We start from the raw sequence: 23,476 nt of genomic DNA, 5'->3' as shown, positions 1-23,476 counted from the left end.
CCCGAGTGTAACGCCGTCGAGCAGCCCGTCTATGGCTTACAGCCCAAGCACATCCACCATGTCATATTGACCGGGGGATTTGCCCTGCCCCCACAGCGCCGCTTTCAACGCGCCGCGGGCAAAGATGGCGCGGTCGGTGGCCAAATGGCGCAGGACGATGCGTTCTCCGGGGGCGGCGAACAGGACATCATGTTCCCCCACGATGTCGCCGCCGCGAATAGCGTGAAAACCGATATCTCCACGCTTGCGCGCGCCGGTGATGCCGTCCCGACCCCGGTCGGACACGTCCGACAACTCAACGCCGCGCCCTTCGGCTGCGGCCTCGCCCAGCATCAGCGCCGTGCCCGAAGGTGCATCGACCTTGTGACGGTGGTGACCTTCGATGATCTCGATATCGAAATCCTCATCCAATGCGGCTGCGACCTTTTTGGTCAATTGCACCAGAAGGTTGACGCCAAGGCTCATGTTTCCGGCCCGTACGATCACCGCATGGCGGGACGCGGGTTCCAGTGCCGCGATCTGTTCGTCGGACATGCCGGTGGTGCCGATCACATGCACACAGCGCGCCTGCGCCGCCAGCGCAGCGAATTCCAGTGTCGCCTCGGGCGCGGTGAAGTCGATCACTGCCTGCGCCTGCGCAAAGGCCTCCAGCGGATCGTCGGTGACGGTGACGCCCAGTGCCTGCCCGCCCATGGCCTCGCCCACATCCTGACCGATCCAGTCATGGTCCTTGCGTTCGACCACGCCGACCAGACGGGCCTGATCGCTGTCCGTCACGGTCTTGATCAGCATCTGCCCCATACGGCCCGAAGCCCCTGTGATGACGATCCCCGGAATATGGGTCATTGCGCTGGTCCTTTTCGTTAAGTCGGCTCAAAGCCTCCTACCCGGTTCGCGCCCGCTTGGCAAAGCCCTGCTTTGCGCTTAGATCGGGGTTTATGGCAAAGAACAAATTCCACGATGGCCCCGGCCCGTCCCAACGGCAGCTGCGTGTCGGCGAACTGATCCGCCGCACCCTGTCCGAAGTTCTGGCGCGCGGAGATGTCCACGACCCCGACCTGAATCGCATGTCGATCACCGTGGGTGAGGTGCGCACCTCGCCCGATCTGAAGATCGCCACCGCCTATGTGCTGCCCCTTGGCGGCAGAGGGCAGGAGGACGTGATCGAACTTCTGGCCCGCAACAAGGGTGAGCTGCGGCGCATGGTCGGCAAGAAAGTCGGCCTGAAATTCGCGCCCGATCTGCGCTTTCGGCTGGATGACACGTTCGACCGTCTGGACGACACCCGCCGCATGTTCGAACAGGACGCGGTGCGCCGCGATCTGGACGAGTGATCCGCACGTTTGTCACATTGGCGACGCTTCTTTGGGCCGCGCAGGCAGGCGCGGTCACTTGTGAAAAGCTGACCCATGAGGACAAACGTTATACGGTTTGCAACGTCGATGCCGCCAATGAAGATCTGCGGCTGTTTCTGAACGGTGAAGACGGTCAGGTATTGGGGCATTTTTCGGCGGTCAACGAAGTGCTGGCCCCGGAAGGCGAACGGCTGACCTTTGCGATGAACGCGGGCATGTACCACGACGACCGTTCACCCGTTGGCCATTATGTCGAGGACGGCCAGGAGCAGATGCGTGTGATCACCAACCCCGGCCCCGGCAACTTCGGTTTGCTGCCCAATGGCGTGTTCTGCATCCGCGAAGGCCGGGCAGATGTGTTTGAAACGCTTGAATACGTGGATCAGGCGCCCACCTGCCGCTTTGCCACCCAATCCGGTCCCATGCTGGTGATCGACGGAGAACTGCACCCGCGTTTCCTGCCCGATTCGACCTCGCTTTATGTTCGCAATGGGGTCGGCACCAGTTCCGATGGTACACGGGCGGTGTTTGCGATCTCGGAAGATTATGTCACCTTCCACGAGTTCGGACGTCTGTTCCGCGATGTGCTTGGCACGCCAAACGCGCTGTTTTTCGACGGCAATATCTCGCGAATGTATGAGCGGGCCAGCAACCGCTCGGATCTGGGATTCTCGCTGGGGCCGATTGTCGGCGTCGTCGAAGAAACGCCCGCAAATTGACAGCGGCAGAGTGATCCGTTAACTCGCGCGCCTTAGCAAGATTCAAGGTGCATGATGGGACGCAAACGCAAGGGTCGCGACATTTCCGGCTGGCTGGTGGTGGACAAGCCCGCGGGCATGACCTCGACCGCCGTGGTCAACAAGGTGCGTTGGGCGATGGATGCCAAAAAGGCGGGCCATGCGGGCACGCTGGATCCCGAGGCGACCGGCGTTCTGGCAATTGCCTTGGGCGAGGCGACCAAGACCGTTCCCTATATCACCGATGCCTTGAAAGCCTATACTTTTACCGTGCGTCTGGGGCAGGCCACCAACACGGACGATGCCGAGGGCGAAGTGATCGCGCAAAGTGATGCGCGGCCCTCGGATGACGATATCAAACAGGCGCTGACCCCGTTTCTGGGTGACATCATGCAGGTGCCGCCCAAATTCTCGGCGGTTAAGATCGACGGCCAACGCGCCTATAAACTGGCCCGCGATGGGGAAGATGTGGAGCTGACCGCCCGCCGCCTCTGGGTCGAGGAACTGATCCTTGTCGACCGCCCCGACGAAGACCATGTGGTGCTGGAAATGACCTGCGGCAAAGGCGGCTATGTCCGCTCGATTGCCCGCGATCTGGGCGAGGCGCTGGGGTGCCACGGCCACGTCAAGGAACTGCGCCGCATCTGGTCCGGCCCGTTCGAGGCCGAGGACGGGTTGAGCATCGAACAGATTGACGAGATGGCGAAAACAACCGCCCTGGACGAGTATCTGCACCCGCTGGAAACCGGCCTGTCCGACCTACCCGAACTGAAATGCACACCCGAAGGCGCCACCCGCCTGCGCAATGGCAATCCGGGCATGGTGCTGGCTGGGGACGTGGAATACGGCGACGAGGCCTGGGCATCGTTCGACGGCAAGGCCGTGGCCGTGGGCATCTATAAATCCGGTGAATTGCACCCCAGCCGGGTGTTCGTCGACTGAGAGTCGTGTTAGGCGAAGGGCATGATCACCCGTTCCCACACCAAGGGCGACGCGCCCTCGACCGCCATATATTCCGATTGCGAGAAATACCGCTATAGCCTGACCCGCATCTGGGACCCTGAAGGGCGCAAGGCATTATTTGTGATGCTGAACCCGTCAACCGCGACCGAGGTGCAGAACGATCCGACGGTGGAACGCTGTGAACGGCGCGCACGCGCGTTGGGGTTCGGGGCGTTTCAGGTCACGAACATCTTTGCGTGGCGCGACACCGACCCGCGCAAGATGCGGGCTGCCGCCGATCCGGTCGGGCCCGAGAATGACGCGGCCATTCTGGACGGCGTGCAATGGGCCGATCAGGTCATCGCGGCCTGGGGCACGCATGGCGCGCATCTGGAGCGTGGCCCTGCGGTGGAAACCCTGTTGCGCGGCACCGGCCAATCGCTGTTCCATCTGGGCCTGACCAAGGACGGTCACCCCAAACATCCGCTTTATATCGCCTATACGCAGCAGCCTGAGTTCTGGTGACAAAGGGTTAACCATTTCAAAGGTTTACCTTTGACCCTGTGACGGGCGATATGGGATATTCCACCCTCGGAGCATCATGCTTTCGGAGGGGTTCCATGTTTCTGGCCGGATTGCTTGGACTGGCCGCCATCGGCGGCGCTGCTTACGCGATGAGCGATTTTCTGATCGAAGAGGACGACACGCCGGATGAAAACCCCGAAGGTGAACCATCAGCCGAGGTTGATACTGGTGAGTTTCTGGTCATCGGCGAGGGTGTCGAAGATCCGGAAAGCACCGACACCGAACCTTCGCCGGACAGTGACGAGGCACCCTCCACCGGGACTGTGATCTCGGAGTTTGAAGGCGATCTCGTGATTGCCGGTGACGATGGTTCGGACGTGATTACCGGGCAGGACGGTGTCGATCAGATCAACGGCTATGGCGGGGACGACACGATAAGCGGTGCCAAGGGCAACGACGTTCTGCACGGGGGCGACGGCGCGGATGAGATATCGGGCGGGCAGGGAAATGACATCCTGCACGGTGAGGCGGATGACGACCTCTTGTTCGGAGATGACGCGGAGGACGCCCTTTACGGTCACTTTGGTGACGACACACTGGATGGCGGTGCGGGTGAGGACGAACTGTTTGGCGGTCAGGGCGACGACAGGCTGGACGGTGGCGCAGGGGATGATGCGTTGCAGGGCGGGTTCGGGGATGATGTTCTGAACGGGGGCGAAGGTGAGGATACCGTCTTTGGCGGGGATGGAGACGACTTTGTTTTCGGGATCGAAGAGGGTGCCGCCGAAAGGGATTTCCTGAACGGCGGTGCGGGTGACGATACCATTCTGGCAGGCGGCAAAGACGTGGTAACGGGCGGAGACGGGGCCGATGACATCGTGTTGAACCCAGGCGACGATCAGGTGACCGTGATGGGGTTTCAACCCGGCGAAGACAAGCTGCTGGTGACGTGGGAGGATGAGACCGACCCGGCAATCGAGGTTGAGGCCGACGCCGAAAACGCCAACCTGACAAGGGTTTTCATAGATGGCCAGGAAGTTGCGCAGGTATATGGTGCCGAAGGAATGACAGCGGCTGACATTCAGCTGATCACCGAAGCGCAGTTGGCACAATACGGGCAGATGGTCTGAGCCCGCAGAAACCCTTTGCCATTTGGGTCAAATGCGCTTATACGCGCCCATCCGCATCGGAATCGGTGCGGTTTTCTCCATGGGCCTGTGCTGGACGACATCCCGGCCTGCGCCATCAACTCTAACCTTTCAAAGGAGACCCCGATGTCGATCACTGCCGCTGAAAAAGCACGTGTCATGCAAGAATTCGCAACCAAAGAAGGCGACACCGGTTCGCCTGAAGTACAGGTTGCTATCCTGACCTCGCGCATCAACACCCTGACCGAGCACTTCAAGACCCACAAGAAAGACAACCACGGTCGTCGTGGTCTGCTGAAAATGGTTGCTCAGCGCCGTAAGCTGCTGGACTACCTGAAGGGCAAGGAAGAGGCGCGTTACCAGGACCTGATCAAAAAGCTGGGCATCCGCCGCTAAACGTATTTGTTACGTTTTGTACCGGTTCTGAACCCCGGTTTGTAAGATTTGTACGCCCGCCCAATTGGCGGGCGTCTTTGATTTCGGGTCAGATTGCCTGCCACTTTTTGTAGGTATCGACCGCCAAGGCGGTGTCGATCACGAACATCGCAACTGCGGTTACCATCGCCAGCATCGACAGCCAGAACGACCCGCTTGCCGAGGCGACGGCCAGTGTCATGCCGCCGACGCAGGTGGCAATCGCGGCGGCTTTTTCAAGGCCGCTCATGTCGGTCAGAACGATGCCCGCAAGTTTGGTGAACCCGACGGACGCCTTGGCGACGCCCAGCATGGCCTTCATCATGGCCAGATCGCTGCCCGCCGTTCCGGCCTTGGCGATTGCACCGGCGTGGCGGCTGATCGGTCCGCTGCATTTGACGGCAATCCCGGCCCCGGCCCGCGTGACCGTCTTGGTTCCGAGCGCCTGATAAACCCCCAGTGCCGCCATGGCCATCGTGATGATATCGGCAAAGGCCTTGGCGGCGGCCCCGATAAAGGTGTTCAGCGCGGCCTTCTTGCGCTTTTTCCTGCTGGTGCCCAGCGGTGCCCCCAAAAGCGGCGTGTCCCCCTGCATCAGGATCAGGCTGTCTGCAGTTTCCTGCACCGAAAACGGCGCGGCATCGACGGGAACCGTGGCGGCTTCGGCCTCGGGTATCGGGTCGGGGGACAGGAACCGCGCCTTGATCTGCGCCTGCTGGTCCGCCGGTAGCGCCCGGATATCGGCCCCTTCGTCTGAGGCATAAAGCTCTTGCCATGCGCTTTCCATGATCGCGGCCACGTCCGCCGCACTTGGTTCGGCGGCGGGGGTTGTCATCAGCGGCATCTTCGGGCCTGCATCAAGGTCGATGTCCTCGACCGCGTCCTCGGGGAGCTTGTCGAGCATTTCGATGAATGACTCGTCGAACACATCAGGGTTGAATGAAATGCCAGAGGCGGAATGGAGCTTCATGGGTAAACCTACTTTCATTAACTTTGACACAATAAGCCTGCACAATAGACGAGTTTTAAATTCCCTCTGTGGTGAACATCACACTTGAACATCCGGACGTCGCCAGCCGGGGCGCGCGGAGTTTCGTGGCCGCAGCAGAACGCGTATCTGTAGACCAGCCGTTATTCGGGAAGACCGGCCTTTTTCCACCCTTCGCGCCAGCTTTCCGCACAGGCCGGAACGGTAAAGACCGGCAGGCTGGTCTGATCCGAGGAAGCGGTGATATCGGGGCGCAGCGCTTGCAGGTCGCTTATCGCCGCCTGCGCCGCTGCGGCATCCGACATCTGGCCCAAGGCGGCAACAAGCATCAGGTGGCTCATGACAAATCCTGACCGAACGGCCAGAGCGTCACGCGCGGCGGCGGCGGCCTCGTCATACCGGCGCAACTGAAAAAGCGCACTTGCCCGGGCGATATGCGCCGCATGGCGCATCGGGTCTTTCGGGCTGAGTTCAATGGCATGTGTTGCGTGTTCCAATGCCTCGTCCGACCGGTTCAACATGCACAGGTTGATAGAGGCGAGCATGTGAACACTTGCAGCATTGGGGTTTTCGGCCAGAGCCTGTTTGAACGCCGCCCGCGCGCGCGGCAAGTCGCGGGCCAGCATCGAGATTGAATGCGCCGCATAAGCCATGGCAATGCCGTCGGCGCGGTCGCTCATGAGAACGCGTTCTGCCGCGCTGATGGCGGCCCTGGGCCCTTCGCCGATGGGATCGAGCCCCTGCACAAGGCGTTGAATATGCAGCCATGCCAGCAGCCCTGCGGCTGCGGCGTAATCCGGGTCGCGGTCCAGCGCCAGCGTTGTCAGCCGGATGGCTTCGCGATTGGCGTCATCTGTCAGCAGATGAAATTGCGACTGCGCCTGAAGATAGAGTTCATAGGCTTCGAGGCTTTCGGTCGGCTTGGCGCGGGATCGGTTCGTTTCGGCTTGGCGCAGCGAAGGTTCGATCGCCGTGACGACCTCTTGCGTGACCTTGTCCTGAAGCTCGAAGATATCGTCCAGCACCCCGTCAAAGCGATCGGCCCACAGGTGGCTGCCATTTTCCGCATCGATCAACTGCCCGGTGATCCGGACACGCTGTCCCGCGCGGCGGACGGATCCTTCCAGCACATACCGAACCCCGAGCGTCAGGCCGACCTGGCGGATATCCGTCGTTTTTCCCTTGAAGATGAAGGACGAGTTGCGGGCCACGACCATCAGCCAGCGAAAGCGCGACAGTTCCGTGATGATGTCCTCGGTTATACCGTCGGCAAAGAACTCTTGCTCGGGGTCGCCGGACATGTTGTCGAAGGGCAGAACGGCGATCCCCGGGCGGGTGTCGGCGGGTGTTGCAAGATTGGCGGTTGAGCCCTTTGGCCAACACCAGACACCAACGCGGCGCGTGATGTTCTTTAGCTCGGCCTGCCCGCCGCCGCCGAACAGACCCGCATCACCCCGGTCAAGGCTGTGATGCGCCGTGTCCGAGATCAGGATCTGGTCGGGTTTGGCCAGAGCCTCGAGCCGGGCAGCGACATTGATGCCATCACCGAAGATGTCTTCGCCTTCCGCAATGACCTCGCCCGTGTGAATACCGATGCGCAGCCGCAGCCCTTCGGGCTTGTCGCAGGATTGCAGGGCAATCGCAAAATCCGACGCGTCGGACGTTGACTGGAATTCAGCGATCCAGCCATCCCCCATGCTTTTGATCAATGTGCCGTTGTGGGATTCCAGCAGGGCAGTGAGCGTGTCGTCACGGAACGATTTCAGCGCTGCAAGTGTACCCTGCCGGTCCTGATCCATAAGCGCTGAGTACCCGACAACGTCAGCCGCCAGCACTGTCGTAAGCCGTCTTTTCATTCGCACCCCCGATGAAAGTGAGGTTAGCGCAGTGATCCGGTTCTGTCAGGCCATTTCCCGGACGGGGGCAATGGCACGCAGCGCGCCATCATGCGGCCCCTGTGCCTTGCGACGCGCTGCGAGAGGTCAGGACCTGCCTCAGCATGATCCGGCCAGCTTTTTCGGTTTCGCTTTCCTTCCAACGCATTCTCATGTATGCGCGCGGTATCTGAGACGTTGTGCCCTGACCCCGGCACTCGAACGGAAGATAAATGGGGTCGGCGGCAATGGGGCCGCCATGCAAAACCGGAGACCCGCAGGGGCGGGAGTGCTCCGTTCTAGGATACGCATATGTTTGATGTAACGAAGAAATCGATGCAGTGGGGCGAGGAAACGCTGACACTGGAAACCGGCAAGGTTGCCCGTCAGGCCGACGGCACCGTGATTGCCACGCTGGGCGAAACCAGCGTCATGGCCAACGTGACCTTTGCCAAGAGCCAAAAACCTGGTCAGGACTTTTTCCCGCTGACCGTACATTACCAAGAGAAATATTACGCCGCCGGTAAGGTTCCGGGTGGCTTCTTCAAGCGCGAAGCGCGCCCGACCGAGAAAGAGACGCTGACCGCGCGTCTGATCGACCGTCCGATCCGCCCGCTGTTCGTTGACGGTTTCAAAAACGAAGTGCTGGTGATGTGCACCGTGCTGAGCCACGATCTGGTCAATGATCCCGACATCGTTGCAATGATCGCCGCGTCGGCTGCGCTGACCATTTCCGGCGCGCCGTTCATGGGCCCGATCGCCGGTGCCCGCGTTGGATTCGTGGATGGCGAATACGTCCTGAACCCGACCGTGGATGACATGCAGGACCTGCGCCTGAACCCTGAACAGCGTCTGGATCTGGTTGTTGCCGGTACCAAAGACGCCGTGATGATGGTGGAATCGGAAGCCTATGAGCTGTCCGAGGCCGAAATGCTGGGTGCCGTGACCTTTGCGCATGAGCAGATCCAGCCGGTCATCGACCTGATCATTTCGCTGGCCGAAGACGCCGCGAAAGAGCCGTTCGAATTCGTCGCACCCGATTACTCGGAGCTTTTTGCCGCCGTTTCGGCTGCCGGTGAAGAGCAGATGCGCGCCGCGTTCGCGATCACCGACAAGCAGGAGCGCACCGCCGCTGTTGCCTCTGCCCGTGAAGCGATCAAGGAAGCGCTGACCGAGGAACAGCTGGAAGACGCCAACCTTGGCTCGGCGATGAAAAAGCTGGAAGCCGGTATTCTGCGCGGTGACGTCGTCAAGGGCGGCAAGCGCATCGACGGTCGTTCGACCACCGATGTGCGTGCCATCGAAGCCGAAACCTCGTTGCTGCCGCGCACACACGGCTCTGCCCTGTTCACCCGCGGTGAAACCCAGGCGCTGGCCGTGACCACGCTGGGCACCGGCGACGATGAGCAGTTCATCGATGCGCTGCACGGCAACTTCAAATCGAACTTCCTGCTGCATTACAACTTCCCCCCCTATTCGGTTGGTGAAGTGGGCCGCGTGGGTTCGCCCGGCCGTCGCGAAATCGGTCACGGCAAGCTGGCATGGCGCGCGCTGCAGGCGGTTCTGCCTGCGCCGACCGACTTCCCCTATACCATCCGCGTGGTGTCCGAGATCACTGAATCCAACGGCTCCAGCTCGATGGCGTCTGTCTGCGGCGGGTCGTTGTCGATGATGGATGCGGGTGTTCCGCTGAAAGCTCCGGTTGCCGGTGTGGCCATGGGTCTGATCCTGGAAGATGACGGGTCTTACGCAGTTCTGACCGACATCCTGGGTGACGAAGACCACCTGGGCGATATGGACTTCAAGGTTGCGGGTACTGCAAACGGCATCACCTCGCTTCAGATGGACATCAAGGTCGCGGGCATCACGCCTCAGATCATGGAAACCGCCCTGGCACAGGCCAAGGACGGCCGGATGCACATCCTGGGCGAGATGGGCAAAGCCCTGTCCGAGACCAACGAGTTCTCGGTCCACGCACCGCGCATCGAGACCATGAACATCCCGACCGACAAGATCCGTGAAGTGATCGGTTCGGGCGGCAAGGTCATCCGCGAGATCGTCGAGGTTTCGGGTGCCAAGGTCGACATCAACGACGATGGCGTCATCAAGATCGCATCGCCCGATGGGGAATCGATCAAGAAAGCCTATGACATGATCTGGTCGATCGTGGCCGAGCCGGAAGAAGGTCAGGTCTATACCGGCAAGGTGGTCAAGATTGTCGATTTCGGTGCCTTTGTGAACTTCTTTGGTAAGCGTGACGGTCTGGTCCACGTGTCCCAGATCGAAAACCGCCGCCTGAACCATCCGTCGGATGTTCTGAAGGAAGGTCAGGAAGTGAAGGTCAAGCTGCTGGGCTTTGACGATCGCGGCAAGGTTCGCCTGTCGATGAAAGTGGTCGATCAGGAAACCGGGGAAGAGATCGTTCCCGAGAAGAAAGAAAAGAAAGAGGAAAGCGCAGAGTAATCTGCTTCTTACTTGATATTTTTATGGGGCTCCGGTGGAATTACCGGAGCCTTTGTGTATTCTGAGAGCAAATTCTGAGGTGAACATGAAGTTTAATCCGTTTGTACCGTTCGGGATCGCTTTTCCTGAAATGTTCATTGGACGGTTCGATGAGATTGAGGCGATTGAACAGGCTCTTTTTCAGACAAAGAATAACAACCCTCAGCACCTCCTCATTTCCGGCGAGCGTGGCATAGGAAAATCATCATTATTGAATTATGCAGATCTAATAGCCCGCGGAGAGATCAACGTCGAAGCTTTAGAATTCAATTTCTTGACTGTTTCTACCGATTTAGCAGGCGTTCAAACGCAGGGTGGAATCGTTAAGCAAATTGGACGTGAACTAAAATCCAAGCTCCGTTCGCACGAGAACCTTAAAGAAAAAGCAAAGCTGGTTTGGGAGTTTCTTTCCAATTGGGAAATATTGGGCGTCGCCTATAGAGGAAAAGAGGAAGAGATCGACCCCGACGAAGCACTTGATGATCTGGTTTCCCTCTTCGTCGACATCTCGGAGACACGCAACTTTGACGGAATCGCAGTGCTTCTGGACGAGGCAGACACACCTCCGGTGGAAGCTGGCCTGGGAGAATTTTTAAAAATTGTAACGGAACGCTTGGCGAAGCGAGGTTGCAACGACGTATTGTTCTTGCTCGCTGGTCAGTCGATTCTTGTTCAAAAGCTTCGGGATTCTCACGAGTCATCTCTTAGAGTTTTTCAGGTTTTGACCATGCAACCACTTGAACCGAAAGAGAGAAAGAATGTAGTCTGTGTAGGCATCGCTAGAGCAAATGAAGAAAACGAACGCAAAACAAAAATTGATGAAGAAGCAACTGACCTGTTGAGCGATCTTTCTGAAGGATACCCACACTTCCTTCAGCAGTTTTGTTACTGTGCTTTTGACACCGACACGGATGACGCGATTGATTTGAAAGATGTACTTCATGGTGCTTCGGCAGAGAACGGCGCGATAGATCAACTCGGTGCGAAGTACTTCAGCGAGATGTACTATTCAAAGATTTGGTCTGACGATTATAGACGAGTTTTGGATTTTATGGCTGAACACGGCGACGGTTGGGTTGCACGCAAGTCAATTATTGAAGGCTGTGAAGTATCCGCTTCTAATGTGGATAATGCTCTTGCGGCTTTAAAAAAGCGCGAGATTATCTTAGCTGATGAAGCGCGCAAAGGGTTTTATCGGTTACCTACAAGGTCTTTTGCAACTTGGATAACTGTCGTTTCCAGCACTCATTCTGAAAATGTTTTGCAATAATGTTTCACTACCGTCCACTAACCTCCGCTACCTTCCACTAACCTCCGCTACCTTCCGCTAACCTCCGCTACCTTCCGCTAACCTCCGCTACCTTCCACTAACCTCCGCTACCTTCCACTAACCTCCGCTACCTTCCGCTAACCTCCGCTACCTTCCACTAACCTCCGCTTCTACCACCCACATATCCGCATATGTGAAATGCCGGGGCTAGGTTGGTTTTGCTTAAAGAGGAAAGCGCAGAGTAATCTGCCCACCCTCTGATTGAATGCGAAAGGCCCCGGTTTCGACCGGGGCTATTTTTGTCCGCGCGGTCAGGAGTGTCGGGCGTCCCGTGGCTTGGTAAATCAATTATTAACACTTCATGCGTGTATTTACTCAACCATAAGGATGATCATGTTGCATTCAGGGATGCTTTTCGACCGTGGCCTCGATAACCGTTTTCGAAATCAGCGCAGACCCCTATAGCAATAGAAGCGTCGATATTACTGCCGCTTATTCCGTTGATATCACCGACAATGACGCCCTGTTGCAGGATCCCGACCCTGACAGCGCGCAGCTTGATTTGTCGGCCCTGCCCGGTTTTTCCGGGACAAGCCAGAATTTCAGCACCTTCGAAAGCTATTCGGGAACGGTGAACGGGGCGCCTGTCACCTTCATTCTGGTTCAGTTCTCGAACCCGCGCTACATCATCGTCACCTCGGGTCAGGCGCAGCTGAACGATACGATCACGGGGACCAGCTTTGGCGGGACGGCAGCGCCAACTACTTATCAGACCCTGCCGTCTTTCGTGTGCTTTACCGCCGGGTCCCTGATCCGGACACCCGCCGGGCTGCGCCGGGTCGAAACCCTGAACCCCGGCGACCCGGTTGTCACTGCCAAGGGCCATATCCGCCCGGTGCGCTGGGTCGGCAGGCGTCGCTTGTCAGCGCAGGAGTTGCAACAGGACCCTCATCTCTGTCCGGTTCGGATCATGGCGGGATGTTTCGGGCCAAACAGCCCCAACCGTGATCTGGTCGTCTCGCCACAACACCGGATCGCCGTCACCTCGGCGATGATGGAGCTGATGCATTGCGAGACCGCGATGCTGGCCCCGGCCAAGGGGCTGATCAACGGGCGGACAATCGTTCAGGAGCTGCCCGCGCAAGGGGTCGAGTATGTCCATATCCTTTTTGACCGGCATGAGTTGGTGAATGTCGAAGGGGTCTGGTCCGAATCCTTCTATCCCGGCGACACGACACTGGGCGCGATGGCTCCCGCCACAAGGCGCGAGCTGTTCACCCTGTTCCCGGATCTGGCCTGCGGTGCCGGTGGCTATGGGTCAACCGCGTTGCCGGTGCTGAAACCCTTTGAGGTTCGGGTGCTGAAGGCGGATCTGACGCTGCCCTGCTGGTCATCGGTCCCGAACACATCTGCGCACGCCGCCTGACAGGGGTGCCGATCAGTGAGCAACCCCGCCGGGCCCATGTTTCAGAAGATGCCACTGGCCATAGCTGTCCTTCAGGTCCAGCTTTATCGCGGCATCAGAGCGGGTCGAGGCGCTGCCAATCTCGGCAATGGAAAACTCGATCCCGCCGGGGATATCGATGCGCACCCGATGCGCGCCGCCGCCATGCGGGGCCTGAATCGGCTGTCCGGTGGATTTCAGAACATCACCAACGGTAACGCTGGCCGTGCGTTCTTCGAGGTCCATCTCGAATTCGATCGGCAGGTAAAGCGTGTCATGAACCGTCTCGCACATTGCCCTGAACACATACCAATGCGTCGCCATCTCTTCGGTTTCTTCACCGTGAAAGACCTTTTCCAGCGCGTCGCGCTGTGCCGGGGTTGCTGCGGGATCAACGATCACCTGCATCTCGCCGCCGCCCTCAAAGATCGGCCCCGGCCAGGCATAGATCAGCGCGGCTTTGGTCCCGCTGAGGTCGGTGTCACCGAAATGCCCTTTGGTCACCTCCAGCACTTCGAACCCCCGGCAATCGCCATGGGTCGGCAACTCTTCGAACTGGCAGGGGCAGGCATAGCCGCAGTTGCAGTTCCCGAAACTCTCTCCTTCAACATACCAATCTGTAAAAGCCATGGTCTTCTCCTGCTTTGAACAGTCCGAAAGCCCGAGGTGATTGGTCGCATGCCTGAGTTTTGCCCCTAAGCACCCTATCACAATTCGGCGCGAACCAGAACCTGAGGGGCCCGAAGAAGCCGATGAACAGCGCTGCCCCAGCCCCGGATCTATTCACTCACGCGCGTCCAAAAACCTGTGAAACGAAGTGATAACCCCGCGCCTTTCCTTTCCGTCAAACCCGCCCACATCGAGGCCAAGCAGAGTTTTGGAGCAACGGAGACAATCATGTTCAAGCACATTTTACTTACCTCAACGGCCCTCGCCGCCAGCGCGACGGCGCTTGCCGCGCAGAGCCTTGGCGACGGCACCTATGTTCAGGGTTTTGTCGGGTACAGTCAGCTGCAGGACAGCGATTTCGCAGGCACGATCGGCGGCACGCCCCAATCCGTCGACACGGAGTTCGACGCGGGGTTCGGCCTGGGCGTGGCCATTGGCAAGGAAATCCCGCAATGGTCCAATGACAGGTTCGGTACGCGGATTGAGCTGGAGCTGTCTTACCGCGACAGCGACGTGGATGGTGTGAACTTCTCGGGCAACGGGCCGGGGGCCGAGGGCAATATCTCGGGCGATGTCACTCAGACCTCATTGTTTGCCAATGTGCTGTTCGATTTCAAACAGGCGGGTGCGCTGACGCCCTATGCCGGGTTTGGTCTGGGGGCCACCTATTCGGATCTGGATTTTGCCTATGGGCCCGGTGTGGCGCTGGATGACAGCGACGCCGCCTTTGCCGCGCAGCTGATCGCCGGTGTGGCTTACGAGATCAACCCGTCAACCGCCTTTACCGTCGACGCCCGCTATGCCCGCGCCTTTGACGTCTCGTCCCGGCGACTGGCCCCGAACGGCGCGTTGACCGGCACCGTCGAAGACGATCTGGATACGTTCAGTGTCAATTTCGGGCTTCGGTACAAGTTCTGAGGTCCAGGGGCAGGTCTCCCTTCGGTTACCCTGCCCCCGCCTGCTTCATCTGGCCCCAAATATCCTCGGGGGGAAATCGTGCCGGCAGGCACGATGGGGGGCAGACAGCCCCCCTGACCCGGCACCCGCCTTAAGACGGCGCTTTGGTCTTGCGCAGATAGGGAAAGATCGTCTCGAACGCGCCGAATTTGGCCTTGGCGTCTTCGTTCGACACTGAGGGCGGGATGATCACGTCTTCACCCGGCACCCAGTTGGCAGGCGTTGCGACACCCTTCGACGACATCTGCAACCCGTCCAGCGCGCGCAGGATTTCCGCAAAGTTGCGGCCCACGGTCATCGGATAGGTCATCGACAGTTTCAGCTGCTTGTCAGGGCCGATGATAAAGACCGACCGCACGGTGGCGCTGTCAGCCGGGGTGCGGCCATCGGGCAGGTAAGCTTCGGCAGGCAGCATGTCGAAGGCTTTCGACACGGCCAGACCGTCATCAGCGATGATCGGGAAACTGGGATTGGCCTTGCCGTATTCCTCGATGTCCTTCTTCCATTTCTTGTGGTCTTCAACACCGTCAACCGACACGCCGATCACCTTGGTGTTGCGCGCGGCCCATTCGTCGTTCAGCTGCGCGACGGCCGAGAATTCGGTGGTGCAGACAGGCGTGAAATCCTTGGGGTGCGAGAACAGAATGGCCCAGCTGTCGCCAATCCAGTCGTGAAACTGAATGGTGCCCTGATCTGTTTCTGCGGTGAAGTTCGGGACCGTATCGTTGATGCGCAAACCCATGGCTACTTCCTTTCCTGTTGAAAATCCGAGTCGATTGCCTGAAACCTAATCACTTTGTGCGAAGGTTAAACCTTTCATCGTGGTCGCGGCCAAGGAATTCGCCGGTTTCACTGGAAAAATAATTTGATCAAATTATCTATTGCCCCCTCTTCGCTTGGGTGACAGAGTGTCGGCGAACAGCCGGATTCTAGCTGAACCGACAGGAGGGCTCAGGATGATCGAAAAGCGGAATTTCTATATCAATGGTCAATGGGTCGCGCCGTCGCAACCCAATGATTTCGAGGTCATCAACCCCTCGACCGAGGAGCCGTGCGCGGTGATCTCACTGGGTGGGCAGGCCGACACGGATGCGGCAGTTGCCGCCGCCAAGGTCGCCCTGCCGGGCTGGATGGCAACGCCGGTAGAGGCCCGCATCGCACTGGTCGAGAAGCTGATCGACATCTACCAGACCCGCGCGGAAGATCTGGCGCAGGCCATGTCGCTGGAAATGGGCGCGCCGATTGACATGTCGCGCAGCCAGCAGGTTGGTGCAGGCACATGGCATTTGCAGAACTTCATCCGCGCGGCCAAGGCGTTTCAGTTTGAACGCCCTCTGGGGGATCACGCCCCGAATGACCGGATCATCTATGAGGCGGTTGGCGTGGCCGCATTGATCACGCCCTGGAACTGGCCGATGAACCAGGTCACGCTCAAGGTCGGCGCAGCGGCGATTGCGGGCTGCACGATGGTTCTGAAACCCTCCGAGCAAAGCCCGCTGAACGCGATGATCTTTGCCGAGATGATGGACGAGGCAGGGTTCCCGCCCGGTGTCTTCAATCTGGTAAACGGCGATGGCGCGGGCGTCGGCTCGCAGCTGTCGGGTCATCCCGACGTGGATATGGTCAGCTTTACCGGCTCGACCCGTGCGGGTACGGCGATTTCGAAGAACGCGGCGGAAACGCTCAAGAAAGTGCATCTGGAGCTGGGTGGCAAAGGCGCCAATGTGGTCTTTGCCGATGCCGATGAAAAGGCTGTCAAACGCGGCGTGCTGCATATGATGAACAACACCGGCCAAAGCTGTAACGCCCCCAGCCGGATGCTGGTGCAGCGACCGATCTATGATCAGGCTGTTGAGATCGCCGCCGAGGTCGCCAGCAAGGTCACGGTGGGCAGTGCCGCAGAAGAGGGCCGCCATATCGGACCCGTCGTGAATGAGGTTCAGTGGACCAAGATTCAGGACCTGATCCAGAAAGGTATCGACGAAGGGGCGCGGCTGGTCGCGGGCGGCACCGGACGCCCTGAGGGGCTGAACAAGGGCTATTATGTCCGCCCCACGGTCTTTGCCGATGCCAACAACCAGATGACCATCGCGCGCGAGGAAATCTTTGGCCCCGTCCTGACCATGATCCCGTTCGACACCGAGGAAGAGGCCATCGAGATCGCCAATGACACCCCTTATGGCCTGACCAATTATGTGCAGACGCAGGACAAGGCGCGCGCCAACCGCATGGCGCGGGTTCTGCGGTCGGGCATGGTCGAGATGAACGGCCAGTCGCGCAGCGCGGGCTCTCCGTTTGGTGGGATGAAGCAATCCGGCAACGGGCGCGAAGGTGGCGTTTGGGGGCTGGAAGACTTTCTGGAAGTCAAATCCGTCGGCGGCTGGGCGGCTGAATAATACACCCAGCGCAATGCAAGATGAGAGGGCGGGGCAACGCGGTTGCCTCGCCCTTATTATGTCAGACAGGCCGCACCACTAGCTGGGGTTCCCCGTCGGACGTATGGCGACGGGAACGACCGTCCCAACCAATCTCGCCGGTCACGCGCTGGCGATAGGCCGAGAAACTGTCGAACCGGACCACATCGACAGGCGTGTCGAACTGTAGGGTCACCCGGCGGTGCGCACCGTCCCCCAGCATGGTCAGACCACGAATTTCCGCCGTGAACGGCTGGCCCAGGTAGCGACCTTCGACCCGGTCCCCCACACGCAAACGAATCCGGTTGCCCGCCATCGCGTGCAATGTGTTCCAGTCGCGCATCCCATGTTGATGGGCCACCAGTTCCAGGGCCTGACCGTGCGACAGCTGAACGCCGGTGTCGCGCAGTTTTCGTCGCAGGCGTTTGGCCTGCTCTTTCAGCTCCTCCAGCGGAGCGATGTCTTGTGACAGTGTCATGTTTTGCCTCGTTTCCTTGAACGGGCGCGAGTTTAGGACGGGGTTCGCATTACCATCCGCGCGCCGGGAAAGGGCAACAGATGTTTGTTCAACCGGGTTTCACCAAAGCCAATGGCCGCGAACGGCAGGGGACCCGAACCTGCGGTGCTTTTTGGCAGCGGTCGGGCCTGCTGTCAATCAGGCGTCGGCCTGTGCCGCCTCATAGGCCAGCATGGCCCGTTTGACCGGCAGACCCCAGTGATAGCCGCCCAACCCCCCGGATTTGCGCAGGGCGCGGTGACACGGGATCAGCCAGCTGACCGGGTTGCGCCCGACCGCCGTGCCCACGGCGCGCACGGCCTGTGGCGAACCCACGCGCTGCGCGATCTCGGAATAGGTGGTGACCTGCCCCGACGGGATGTGCATCAGTGCCTCCCACACTTTGATCTGCAAGGGCGAGCCGATCAGGTAGAGCGGTGTGGGCTCTGACCGGTCGCGGGCCGTGCCGAATGCGCTGAGAACCCAGGGGCGCAGACGCATGGTATCCTCGACATAATCCGCGTTGGGCCAGCGCGAGACCATATCCTCCATCGCCGCCTTCTCTCCGGTTTCGGCCCCGAAGGCGATGCCGCAGATCCCCTTGTCGGTGCCCATGACCAGCGCGGGACCAAAGGGGCATTCGAACCAGCCCCAGTAGATCGTCAGACCCGTGCCCTTGCGGGCGTATTCGCCGGGGCTCATGGATTCCCATTTCAGGAACAGATCATGCAGGCGGCCACTGCCGGACAGGCCGACATTATGGGCGGTTTCAAGCGTGGTGAACCGTTCGCGCAGCAGCGCCTTTGCATGGCCCAGCGTAAGGTATTGCTGATACCGTTTTGGCGACACACCAGTCCAACGCGAGAACAGGCGCTGGAAATGCGCCGGGCTCATATCCATCTGGCGGGCCAACTCATCGAGGCTGAGGGTTTCACCGCCCTGATCAATCAGGTCGATTGCCCGGCGCATGACGTTATAGTGGTATCCGCTTTCGGGGGTCTGGACGTTCATGGTTGCACCTCGTTGTCTGGCACAAACCATAGCGCGCGCGACACGCTGCCGCGACCCGGAACTTGCGCATTGGCTTTGGGCTTGTGTCGCGGCCCCTCGGGCGGCATTAAGGCCCGGATGGCAAAGCAACTCGACTATCATACGATCCGCGAGATCTTTACGCGCTTTCAGGAAGCCGACCCCGAACCCAAGGGTGAGCTTGAGCATGTGAATGTCTACACGCTGGTCGTGGCCGTGGCGCTGTCGGCGCAGGCAACCGATGCGGGGGTCAACAAGGCCACGCGCGAGTTGTTCAAGATCGCCGATACGCCGCAAAAGATGCTGGATCTGGGCGAGGAGGGCCTGATCGAGCATATCAAGACCATCGGCCTGTTCCGCCAGAAGGCCAAGAACGTCATCAAGCTGAGCCGTATTCTGGTCGAAGACTATGGCGGTGAAGTCCCAAATTCCCGCGCAGCGCTGCAATCGCTGCCGGGTGTCGGACGCAAGACCGCCAACGTTGTGCTGAACATGTGGTGGCGGCAGCCGGCGCAGGCTGTGGACACGCACATCTTTCGCGTCGGCAATCGCACCGGCATCTGCCCCGGCAAGGACGTGGACGCGGTCGAGCGCGCCATCGAAGACAACATCCCCGCCGATTTTCAACTCCATGCGCATCACTGGCTGATCCTGCATGGCCGGTACCATTGCAAGGCGCGCAAGCCGCAATGCCCGACCTGCATCATCCGTGATCTCTGTCAATTCGAGGACAAGACATTATGAAAACCTACCAGCTGACCGGTATCGGAAATGCCGTTGTGGACGTGATCTCGCAGGCCGATGACAGTTTCCTGGAACTGATGGGCATTGAAAAAGGCATCATGCAGCTGATCGAGCAGGAGCGCGGCGAGCTGCTGTATGCCTCGATGGAGGGTCGGGTACAGACACCGGGCGGGTCTGTTGCCAACACGATTGCGGGCGCAGGTGCACTGGGGCTGGATGCTGCTTTTATCGGGCGGGTGCATGACGATGCGCTGGGCCGGTTCTATGCGGATGCGATGAACGAAGATGGCGTCGATTTCGTCAACCCGCCGGTTCCGGGCGGGGAATTGCCGACCTCGCGCTCGATGATCTTTGTCTCGCCCGATGGCGAGCGGTCGATGAACACCTATCTGGGCATCTCCTCGGAACTGTCGTCGCATGACGTGCCCGATGAGGTCGCCGGAAGCAGCCAGATCATGTTCCTTGAGGGCTATCTGTTCGACAAGGAAAAGGGAAAGGCCGCGTTTCTTGAGGCCGCGCGCGCCTGCCACAAGGGCGGCGGCAAGACCGGGATCGCCATTTCCGACCCGTTTTGCGTGGAACGGCACCGGGTCGATTTCCTGCTGCTGATCGAGAATGAGCTGGATTTCGTCATCGGCAACGAGGCTGAAATCAAATCGCTGTTTGAAACCGACGATCTGGAAGAGGCGCTGATCAAGACCGCCGAGATTTGCCCGCTGGTGGTTTGCACGCGCTCGGGTGATGGCGTGACCGTCCTGAACGGAGGCGCGCGCATCGACGTGCCGGTCAAGAGGATCGTGCCGGTAGACGCAACCGGTGCCGGTGACCAGTTCGCCGCGGGGTTCCTGTATGGAATGGCCACAGGGCGCGATTACGAGACCTGCGCCAGGATCGGCAACGTCTGCGCCCGCGAGGTCATCAGCCATATCGGCCCAAGACCCGAGGCTGATATGCTGGAATTGTTGCGGGAAGAAGGGCTGCTTTGAGCCCATTTTGTTGAAAGACTCCTCCTTTATCGAAGGCTAAACGGCCAATCCGCATGTTGCGGGCTGGGTATTGCTTTGTGATCCGGTCCGCGCGGTGGTTTTGTGAAGGGGCGCAACTGGCTTGAAGTCATTCGGACTATGGTTGGCCACTCATAGAAGCGTGCTGCCTTTTTGAGCGTCCAATCATTCTCACCCTTAAGGGTGTTTGCTTGTTTTAACCTCTGTCTACGCGCAAGTGCCTTGGATTTTGGTCTTCGTTGCCCCAAGTTTGCGCCGGAGCACACAACGCGGACCCAGAAACACGTGCGGCGTGCCAGTGTCGATTGGCGCGTGGACGAGAGGCATATCCTGGTCGGTGGCAAAAGCGGGACCCATCAACGCATGCAACAGTCCCGCAATGCCGGTGTATCCGTAGAAGTCTGAACGTCAATGAACGCTTTGTTTTTTAGCCGAGTTGTTTGGTCCACAAAACAACGCGTTCGATCTCTTGGATCAGGCAATCCTGAAAATCCCTGTCTATCTGTGAAGCGTTGATGCCAATTGGTTCAACGACCGCAAACCGATAGAGAGGAAGGCCCTCTACGATCCGCGGCCGTCCTTTGTTCCCTTGCAACCAATGAAAAACCGTAAAAGCATCCACGAGAGGCAACCCACCGCAGGATTTGCTAAGAGTAAGTGCAGCTAAAGATGTTTCGACAGTCACCGGTGGGCGCTCACCCTCTAGCAAGTCACTTAGCGACAAAGCACTCTCAACTTCGTTGCGCAGCCCGATGATCTGACAGGGCGCCATCTGTTCCAGTATCAGCGCCCCCTGACCTGCGGCTAAAGGGTGACCTTCGGGAACAAAACAAATATGTGGTAAGCTTCCCTCAAACAGGACGTTCATTTGCTTCAGAGAGCGCGAAACATAGGCGAAGCCTGTTCTCATCGCGCCGAAACGGGCATAGTCCAGTATCCAGTTTGAAGATCGTACCCGCCAATCGATCCGGATGTTCTTTTCCGTTATGTTCAGCCGTCTCAGGGCCTGAGGCACGAGGTCTAATGAGGCGGCGGTTATTGTGGCAATTGACAAGGACCCGCGATCCTTCCGAGCGATCTGAGAGGCGATCTCGTTCAAGTTCGCAAGGGCCGAAAAATTGCGTTTAACCTCTTGATAGAATTCTTCCGCTTCGGGGAGCGGTGTCACACCCTTACTTCGGCGACGAAACAAAGGAACGCCAAACTCCCGCTCCAGATCCGACAAAAGCCGGCTGACGCTGGGTTGTGACAGATTCAACCTGCGACCAGCAGCGGAAACCGACCCGGTTTGCATGATCGCAGAGAAGACGTTGAGTTGGTTATGGGTGAACATAGGTATTCGATTAACAAATATCAGTCGAAACAGATAGTATTATTTCAAATGTAAGCGCTGTGGTACTGTCCCGTTGTTTCGGAGGGCAGCGCCAAGAATGAAGAAAAATGTCATTTTGATTATGACGGACCAGCAACGCGCGAACAGTCTGGGCTGCACCGGAAACAAGCATGTCAGGACACCGAATATAGACGCACTGGCCCAGCGGGGCGCCGTCTTTACCAAGCATTTCACACCGCACCAGATCTGCTCTCCAAGCCGGTCCACTTTGTTCAGCGGTCAGTATGCAAGGTCGCACGGCCTGACGCGCAACGGGGTTGCCCTGCCTGAGGATCTGAAACTGATCACCCATGACTTTCAGGCCATGGGGTACAAGACCCATGGGGTTGGGAAATTCCACTTCCAACCTATTCTGGCCGGGCCAGAGCATCTTATGCCGGATTCAAACGCCTTTTGGGACTTACCGGAAAGTGAGGGATGGTGCGGCCCCTTTTACGGGTTCGACGCGGTCGACATTCTGATTGGAGAATCCGTTAGTGCCACAAAGGGTGGGCATTATGCCCGTTGGCTGGAATCTGTCGCGCCGGGAGCGGCCGAGCTCTATCTCCCGGAAAACGCGCTTGAACCGCAATGTGGGGATATTGACGAAGTTTGGAAATCGGCCATCCCTTTCGACTTGCATTACAACTCTTGGATCACAGATCGGGCCTGCGAGTTCCTGACTGAAAATGACGGGTCAGACCCGTTCTTTCTGTTTGTTTCCTTTCCCGATCCGCACCATCCTTTTTCCCCCCCTGCGCCATGGTGCGACATGTACGATCCGGCGGACATGCCAATGCCCTCATATGTGCCTGATGAGCTGTCAGCGATGCCGTCTTTCCTGCGCGAAGGCGATGAAGAGGAAAAAGGTAAAAGCTATGTGGACTTCCTGCGCGATCCGGGGCCACCGCGAGAACAGGGTTTTTTACAGACAACATCGAACTTCTCGGACGATTCAATTCGCCGTGCGATCGCATATACCAATGGAATGATTTCGATGATTGACGCTTGCGTCGGGCGGATCATGGCACAGGCGGAGCATCAGGGTCTCCTTGAAGACACCGTTGTCATTTTCACCTCGGATCATGGCGAGTTGTTGGGTGATCACGGGCTTATCCGAAAAGGCCCCAGCCCCTACAGATCGCTTTTGCACGTACCGCTGATCGCTGCAGGTCCGGGGATCGAGCCTGGCGAACGTCACGGGACAACAAGTCATCTGGATCTGCGCGCGACCCTGCAGGATTTTTTGGAGCTGGAGCATCAGCCGACCGAAGGGGTCTCTTTCGCTCACCTGATGACGCAGGCAGATGGCCCGGGGCGTCGCGAGCTTTTTGCCGAATATCACCCACGCACGCGCATGGACACTTACAACCAGACGGTAATGACAGACGAATGGCGTGTCACAATCTATCCTCAAAACGCAGACTGGGGAGAGATGTTCGATCTTCGCAACGATCCGGGTGAACACGTCAATCTCTTCTTCAAAGAAGAATACCGCAGCACGCGTGACGAGATCATTGAAAAATTGTCACGACACTTTCCGCCAGCTGCGGATGCAGGCGGAGTGTCACTTGCAACCTACTAATCAAATC

The 23,476-nt window shown here is 58.8% G+C and carries 22 protein-coding genes and 1 pseudogene; 15 read left to right on the top strand and 8 right to left on the bottom strand.

Features of this window, described 5'->3' with window-relative positions:
- Positions 1-36: 36 nt before the first annotated feature.
- Entirely contained in the window at positions 37-846 is an 810-nt protein-coding gene (gene dapB / locus ACR0D9_RS09350) for a 4-hydroxy-tetrahydrodipicolinate reductase (protein ID WP_480538523.1), read from the bottom strand.
- 92 nt (positions 847-938) lie between these two features.
- On the opposite strand from dapB, the gene rbfA reads away from it, so the two are divergent.
- From rbfA to rpsO, 6 genes are all read left to right on the top strand, one after another.
- Positions 939-1,334, top strand: coding sequence for a 30S ribosome-binding factor RbfA (rbfA, locus tag ACR0D9_RS09345; RefSeq protein ID WP_209505090.1), 396 nt, complete (start codon positions 939-941; stop codon positions 1,332-1,334).
- Positions 1,331-2,074 carry a phosphodiester glycosidase family protein gene (locus ACR0D9_RS09340; RefSeq protein WP_480482831.1) on the top strand — a complete coding sequence of 248 codons (744 nt, stop codon included), beginning with the start codon at positions 1,331-1,333 and terminating at the stop codon, positions 2,072-2,074. Before rbfA ends, ACR0D9_RS09340 begins: the two co-directional genes overlap by 4 nt.
- 54 nt (positions 2,075-2,128) lie before the next feature.
- The gene (gene truB, locus ACR0D9_RS09335) at positions 2,129-3,034 is read left to right on the top strand and encodes a tRNA pseudouridine(55) synthase TruB (protein ID WP_480538570.1); all 906 of its coding nucleotides are present in this window, start codon (positions 2,129-2,131) and stop codon (positions 3,032-3,034) included.
- A gap of 21 nt (positions 3,035-3,055) precedes the next feature.
- Positions 3,056-3,559 (top strand): DUF1643 domain-containing protein, encoded by a 504-nt coding sequence (locus ACR0D9_RS09330; protein ID WP_480538522.1) that lies wholly within the window; start codon positions 3,056-3,058, stop codon positions 3,557-3,559.
- Positions 3,560-3,654: 95 nt separating this feature from the next.
- Positions 3,655-4,689: a calcium-binding protein gene (locus ACR0D9_RS09325; RefSeq protein ID WP_480538520.1), complete on the top strand. Its 1,035-nt coding sequence runs from the start codon at positions 3,655-3,657 to the stop codon at positions 4,687-4,689.
- Between the two features lie 144 nt (positions 4,690-4,833).
- Positions 4,834-5,103 carry a 30S ribosomal protein S15 gene (rpsO, locus tag ACR0D9_RS09320; RefSeq protein WP_170329634.1) on the top strand — a complete coding sequence of 90 codons (270 nt, stop codon included), beginning with the start codon at positions 4,834-4,836 and terminating at the stop codon, positions 5,101-5,103.
- A gap of 88 nt (positions 5,104-5,191) precedes the next feature.
- Here rpsO and ACR0D9_RS09315 read toward each other — a convergent pair whose 3' ends face one another.
- The gene (locus ACR0D9_RS09315; protein WP_480538518.1) at positions 5,192-6,091 is read right to left on the bottom strand and encodes a hypothetical protein; all 900 of its coding nucleotides are present in this window, start codon (positions 6,089-6,091) and stop codon (positions 5,192-5,194) included.
- Positions 6,092-6,252: 161 nt separating this feature from the next.
- Positions 6,253-7,965: an adenylate/guanylate cyclase domain-containing protein gene (locus ACR0D9_RS09310; protein WP_480538517.1), complete on the bottom strand. Its 1,713-nt coding sequence runs from the start codon at positions 7,963-7,965 to the stop codon at positions 6,253-6,255.
- 330 nt (positions 7,966-8,295) lie between these two features.
- Here ACR0D9_RS09310 and pnp point away from each other — a divergent pair, with 330 nt between their 5' ends.
- The 3 genes from pnp (at position 8,296) to ACR0D9_RS09295 (ending at position 13,181) form a co-directional block, all read left to right on the top strand.
- Positions 8,296-10,446 (top strand): polyribonucleotide nucleotidyltransferase, encoded by a 2,151-nt coding sequence (pnp, locus tag ACR0D9_RS09305; protein ID WP_480538515.1) that lies wholly within the window; start codon positions 8,296-8,298, stop codon positions 10,444-10,446.
- Positions 10,447-10,531: 85 nt separating this feature from the next.
- A complete protein-coding gene (locus ACR0D9_RS09300) occupies positions 10,532-11,755 on the top strand; it encodes an AAA family ATPase (RefSeq protein ID WP_480538513.1) in 1,224 nt (407 codons plus the stop codon).
- Positions 11,756-12,176: 421 nt separating this feature from the next.
- Positions 12,177-13,181: a Hint domain-containing protein gene (locus ACR0D9_RS09295; protein WP_480538511.1), complete on the top strand. Its 1,005-nt coding sequence runs from the start codon at positions 12,177-12,179 to the stop codon at positions 13,179-13,181.
- A 12-nt stretch (positions 13,182-13,193) separates the two neighbouring features.
- Here the strand turns inward: ACR0D9_RS09295 and ACR0D9_RS09290 are convergent, their stop codons facing one another.
- Positions 13,194-13,829, bottom strand: a complete 636-nt coding sequence (locus tag ACR0D9_RS09290) for a DUF1326 domain-containing protein (RefSeq protein WP_480482813.1) — start codon at positions 13,827-13,829, stop codon at positions 13,194-13,196.
- A gap of 267 nt (positions 13,830-14,096) precedes the next feature.
- On the opposite strand from ACR0D9_RS09290, the gene ACR0D9_RS09285 reads away from it, so the two are divergent.
- The gene (locus tag ACR0D9_RS09285) at positions 14,097-14,786 is read left to right on the top strand and encodes an outer membrane protein (RefSeq protein ID WP_480538510.1); all 690 of its coding nucleotides are present in this window, start codon (positions 14,097-14,099) and stop codon (positions 14,784-14,786) included.
- Positions 14,787-14,916: 130 nt separating this feature from the next.
- Here the strand turns inward: ACR0D9_RS09285 and ACR0D9_RS09280 are convergent, their stop codons facing one another.
- Complete coding sequence (locus tag ACR0D9_RS09280) at positions 14,917-15,567, bottom strand: peroxiredoxin (RefSeq protein ID WP_480517988.1); 651 nt, start codon at positions 15,565-15,567, stop codon at positions 14,917-14,919.
- 214 nt (positions 15,568-15,781) lie between these two features.
- On the opposite strand from ACR0D9_RS09280, the gene ACR0D9_RS09275 reads away from it, so the two are divergent.
- The gene (locus ACR0D9_RS09275; protein ID WP_480538508.1) at positions 15,782-17,221 is read left to right on the top strand and encodes an aldehyde dehydrogenase family protein; all 1,440 of its coding nucleotides are present in this window, start codon (positions 15,782-15,784) and stop codon (positions 17,219-17,221) included.
- A 61-nt stretch (positions 17,222-17,282) separates the two neighbouring features.
- Here ACR0D9_RS09275 and ACR0D9_RS09270 read toward each other — a convergent pair whose 3' ends face one another.
- Positions 17,283-17,717: a glyoxalase superfamily protein gene (locus tag ACR0D9_RS09270; protein ID WP_480506517.1), complete on the bottom strand. Its 435-nt coding sequence runs from the start codon at positions 17,715-17,717 to the stop codon at positions 17,283-17,285.
- Between the two features lie 177 nt (positions 17,718-17,894).
- Positions 17,895-18,746: a bifunctional helix-turn-helix domain-containing protein/methylated-DNA--[protein]-cysteine S-methyltransferase gene (locus ACR0D9_RS09265; protein ID WP_480538506.1), complete on the bottom strand. Its 852-nt coding sequence runs from the start codon at positions 18,744-18,746 to the stop codon at positions 17,895-17,897.
- A gap of 117 nt (positions 18,747-18,863) precedes the next feature.
- On the opposite strand from ACR0D9_RS09265, the gene nth reads away from it, so the two are divergent.
- The 3 genes and pseudogenes from nth to ACR0D9_RS09250 form a co-directional block, all read left to right on the top strand.
- Positions 18,864-19,508 (top strand): endonuclease III, encoded by a 645-nt coding sequence (gene nth / locus ACR0D9_RS09260; protein WP_209505105.1) that lies wholly within the window; start codon positions 18,864-18,866, stop codon positions 19,506-19,508.
- Positions 19,505-20,494, top strand: coding sequence for an adenosine kinase (locus ACR0D9_RS09255; protein WP_480482801.1), 990 nt, complete (start codon positions 19,505-19,507; stop codon positions 20,492-20,494). The genes nth and ACR0D9_RS09255 overlap by 4 nt, the downstream gene beginning before the upstream one ends.
- A gap of 264 nt (positions 20,495-20,758) precedes the next feature.
- Positions 20,759-20,857: pseudogene (locus ACR0D9_RS09250) on the top strand (IS6 family transposase); the annotation flags it as partial.
- An 82-nt stretch (positions 20,858-20,939) separates the two neighbouring features.
- Here the strand turns inward: ACR0D9_RS09250 and ACR0D9_RS09245 are convergent.
- Positions 20,940-21,845 (bottom strand): LysR family transcriptional regulator, encoded by a 906-nt coding sequence (locus tag ACR0D9_RS09245; RefSeq protein ID WP_480538504.1) that lies wholly within the window; start codon positions 21,843-21,845, stop codon positions 20,940-20,942.
- A 97-nt stretch (positions 21,846-21,942) separates the two neighbouring features.
- Here ACR0D9_RS09245 and ACR0D9_RS09240 point away from each other — a divergent pair, with 97 nt between their 5' ends.
- A complete protein-coding gene (locus tag ACR0D9_RS09240; RefSeq protein WP_480482797.1) occupies positions 21,943-23,469 on the top strand; it encodes a sulfatase family protein in 1,527 nt (508 codons plus the stop codon).
- Positions 23,470-23,476: the final 7 nt, after the last annotated feature.

Source organism: Ruegeria sp. AK11 (genome assembly GCF_056541095.1).
Note: the sequence above shows the minus strand (reverse complement) of the source record. Positions and strands in the feature narration are given on the sequence as shown.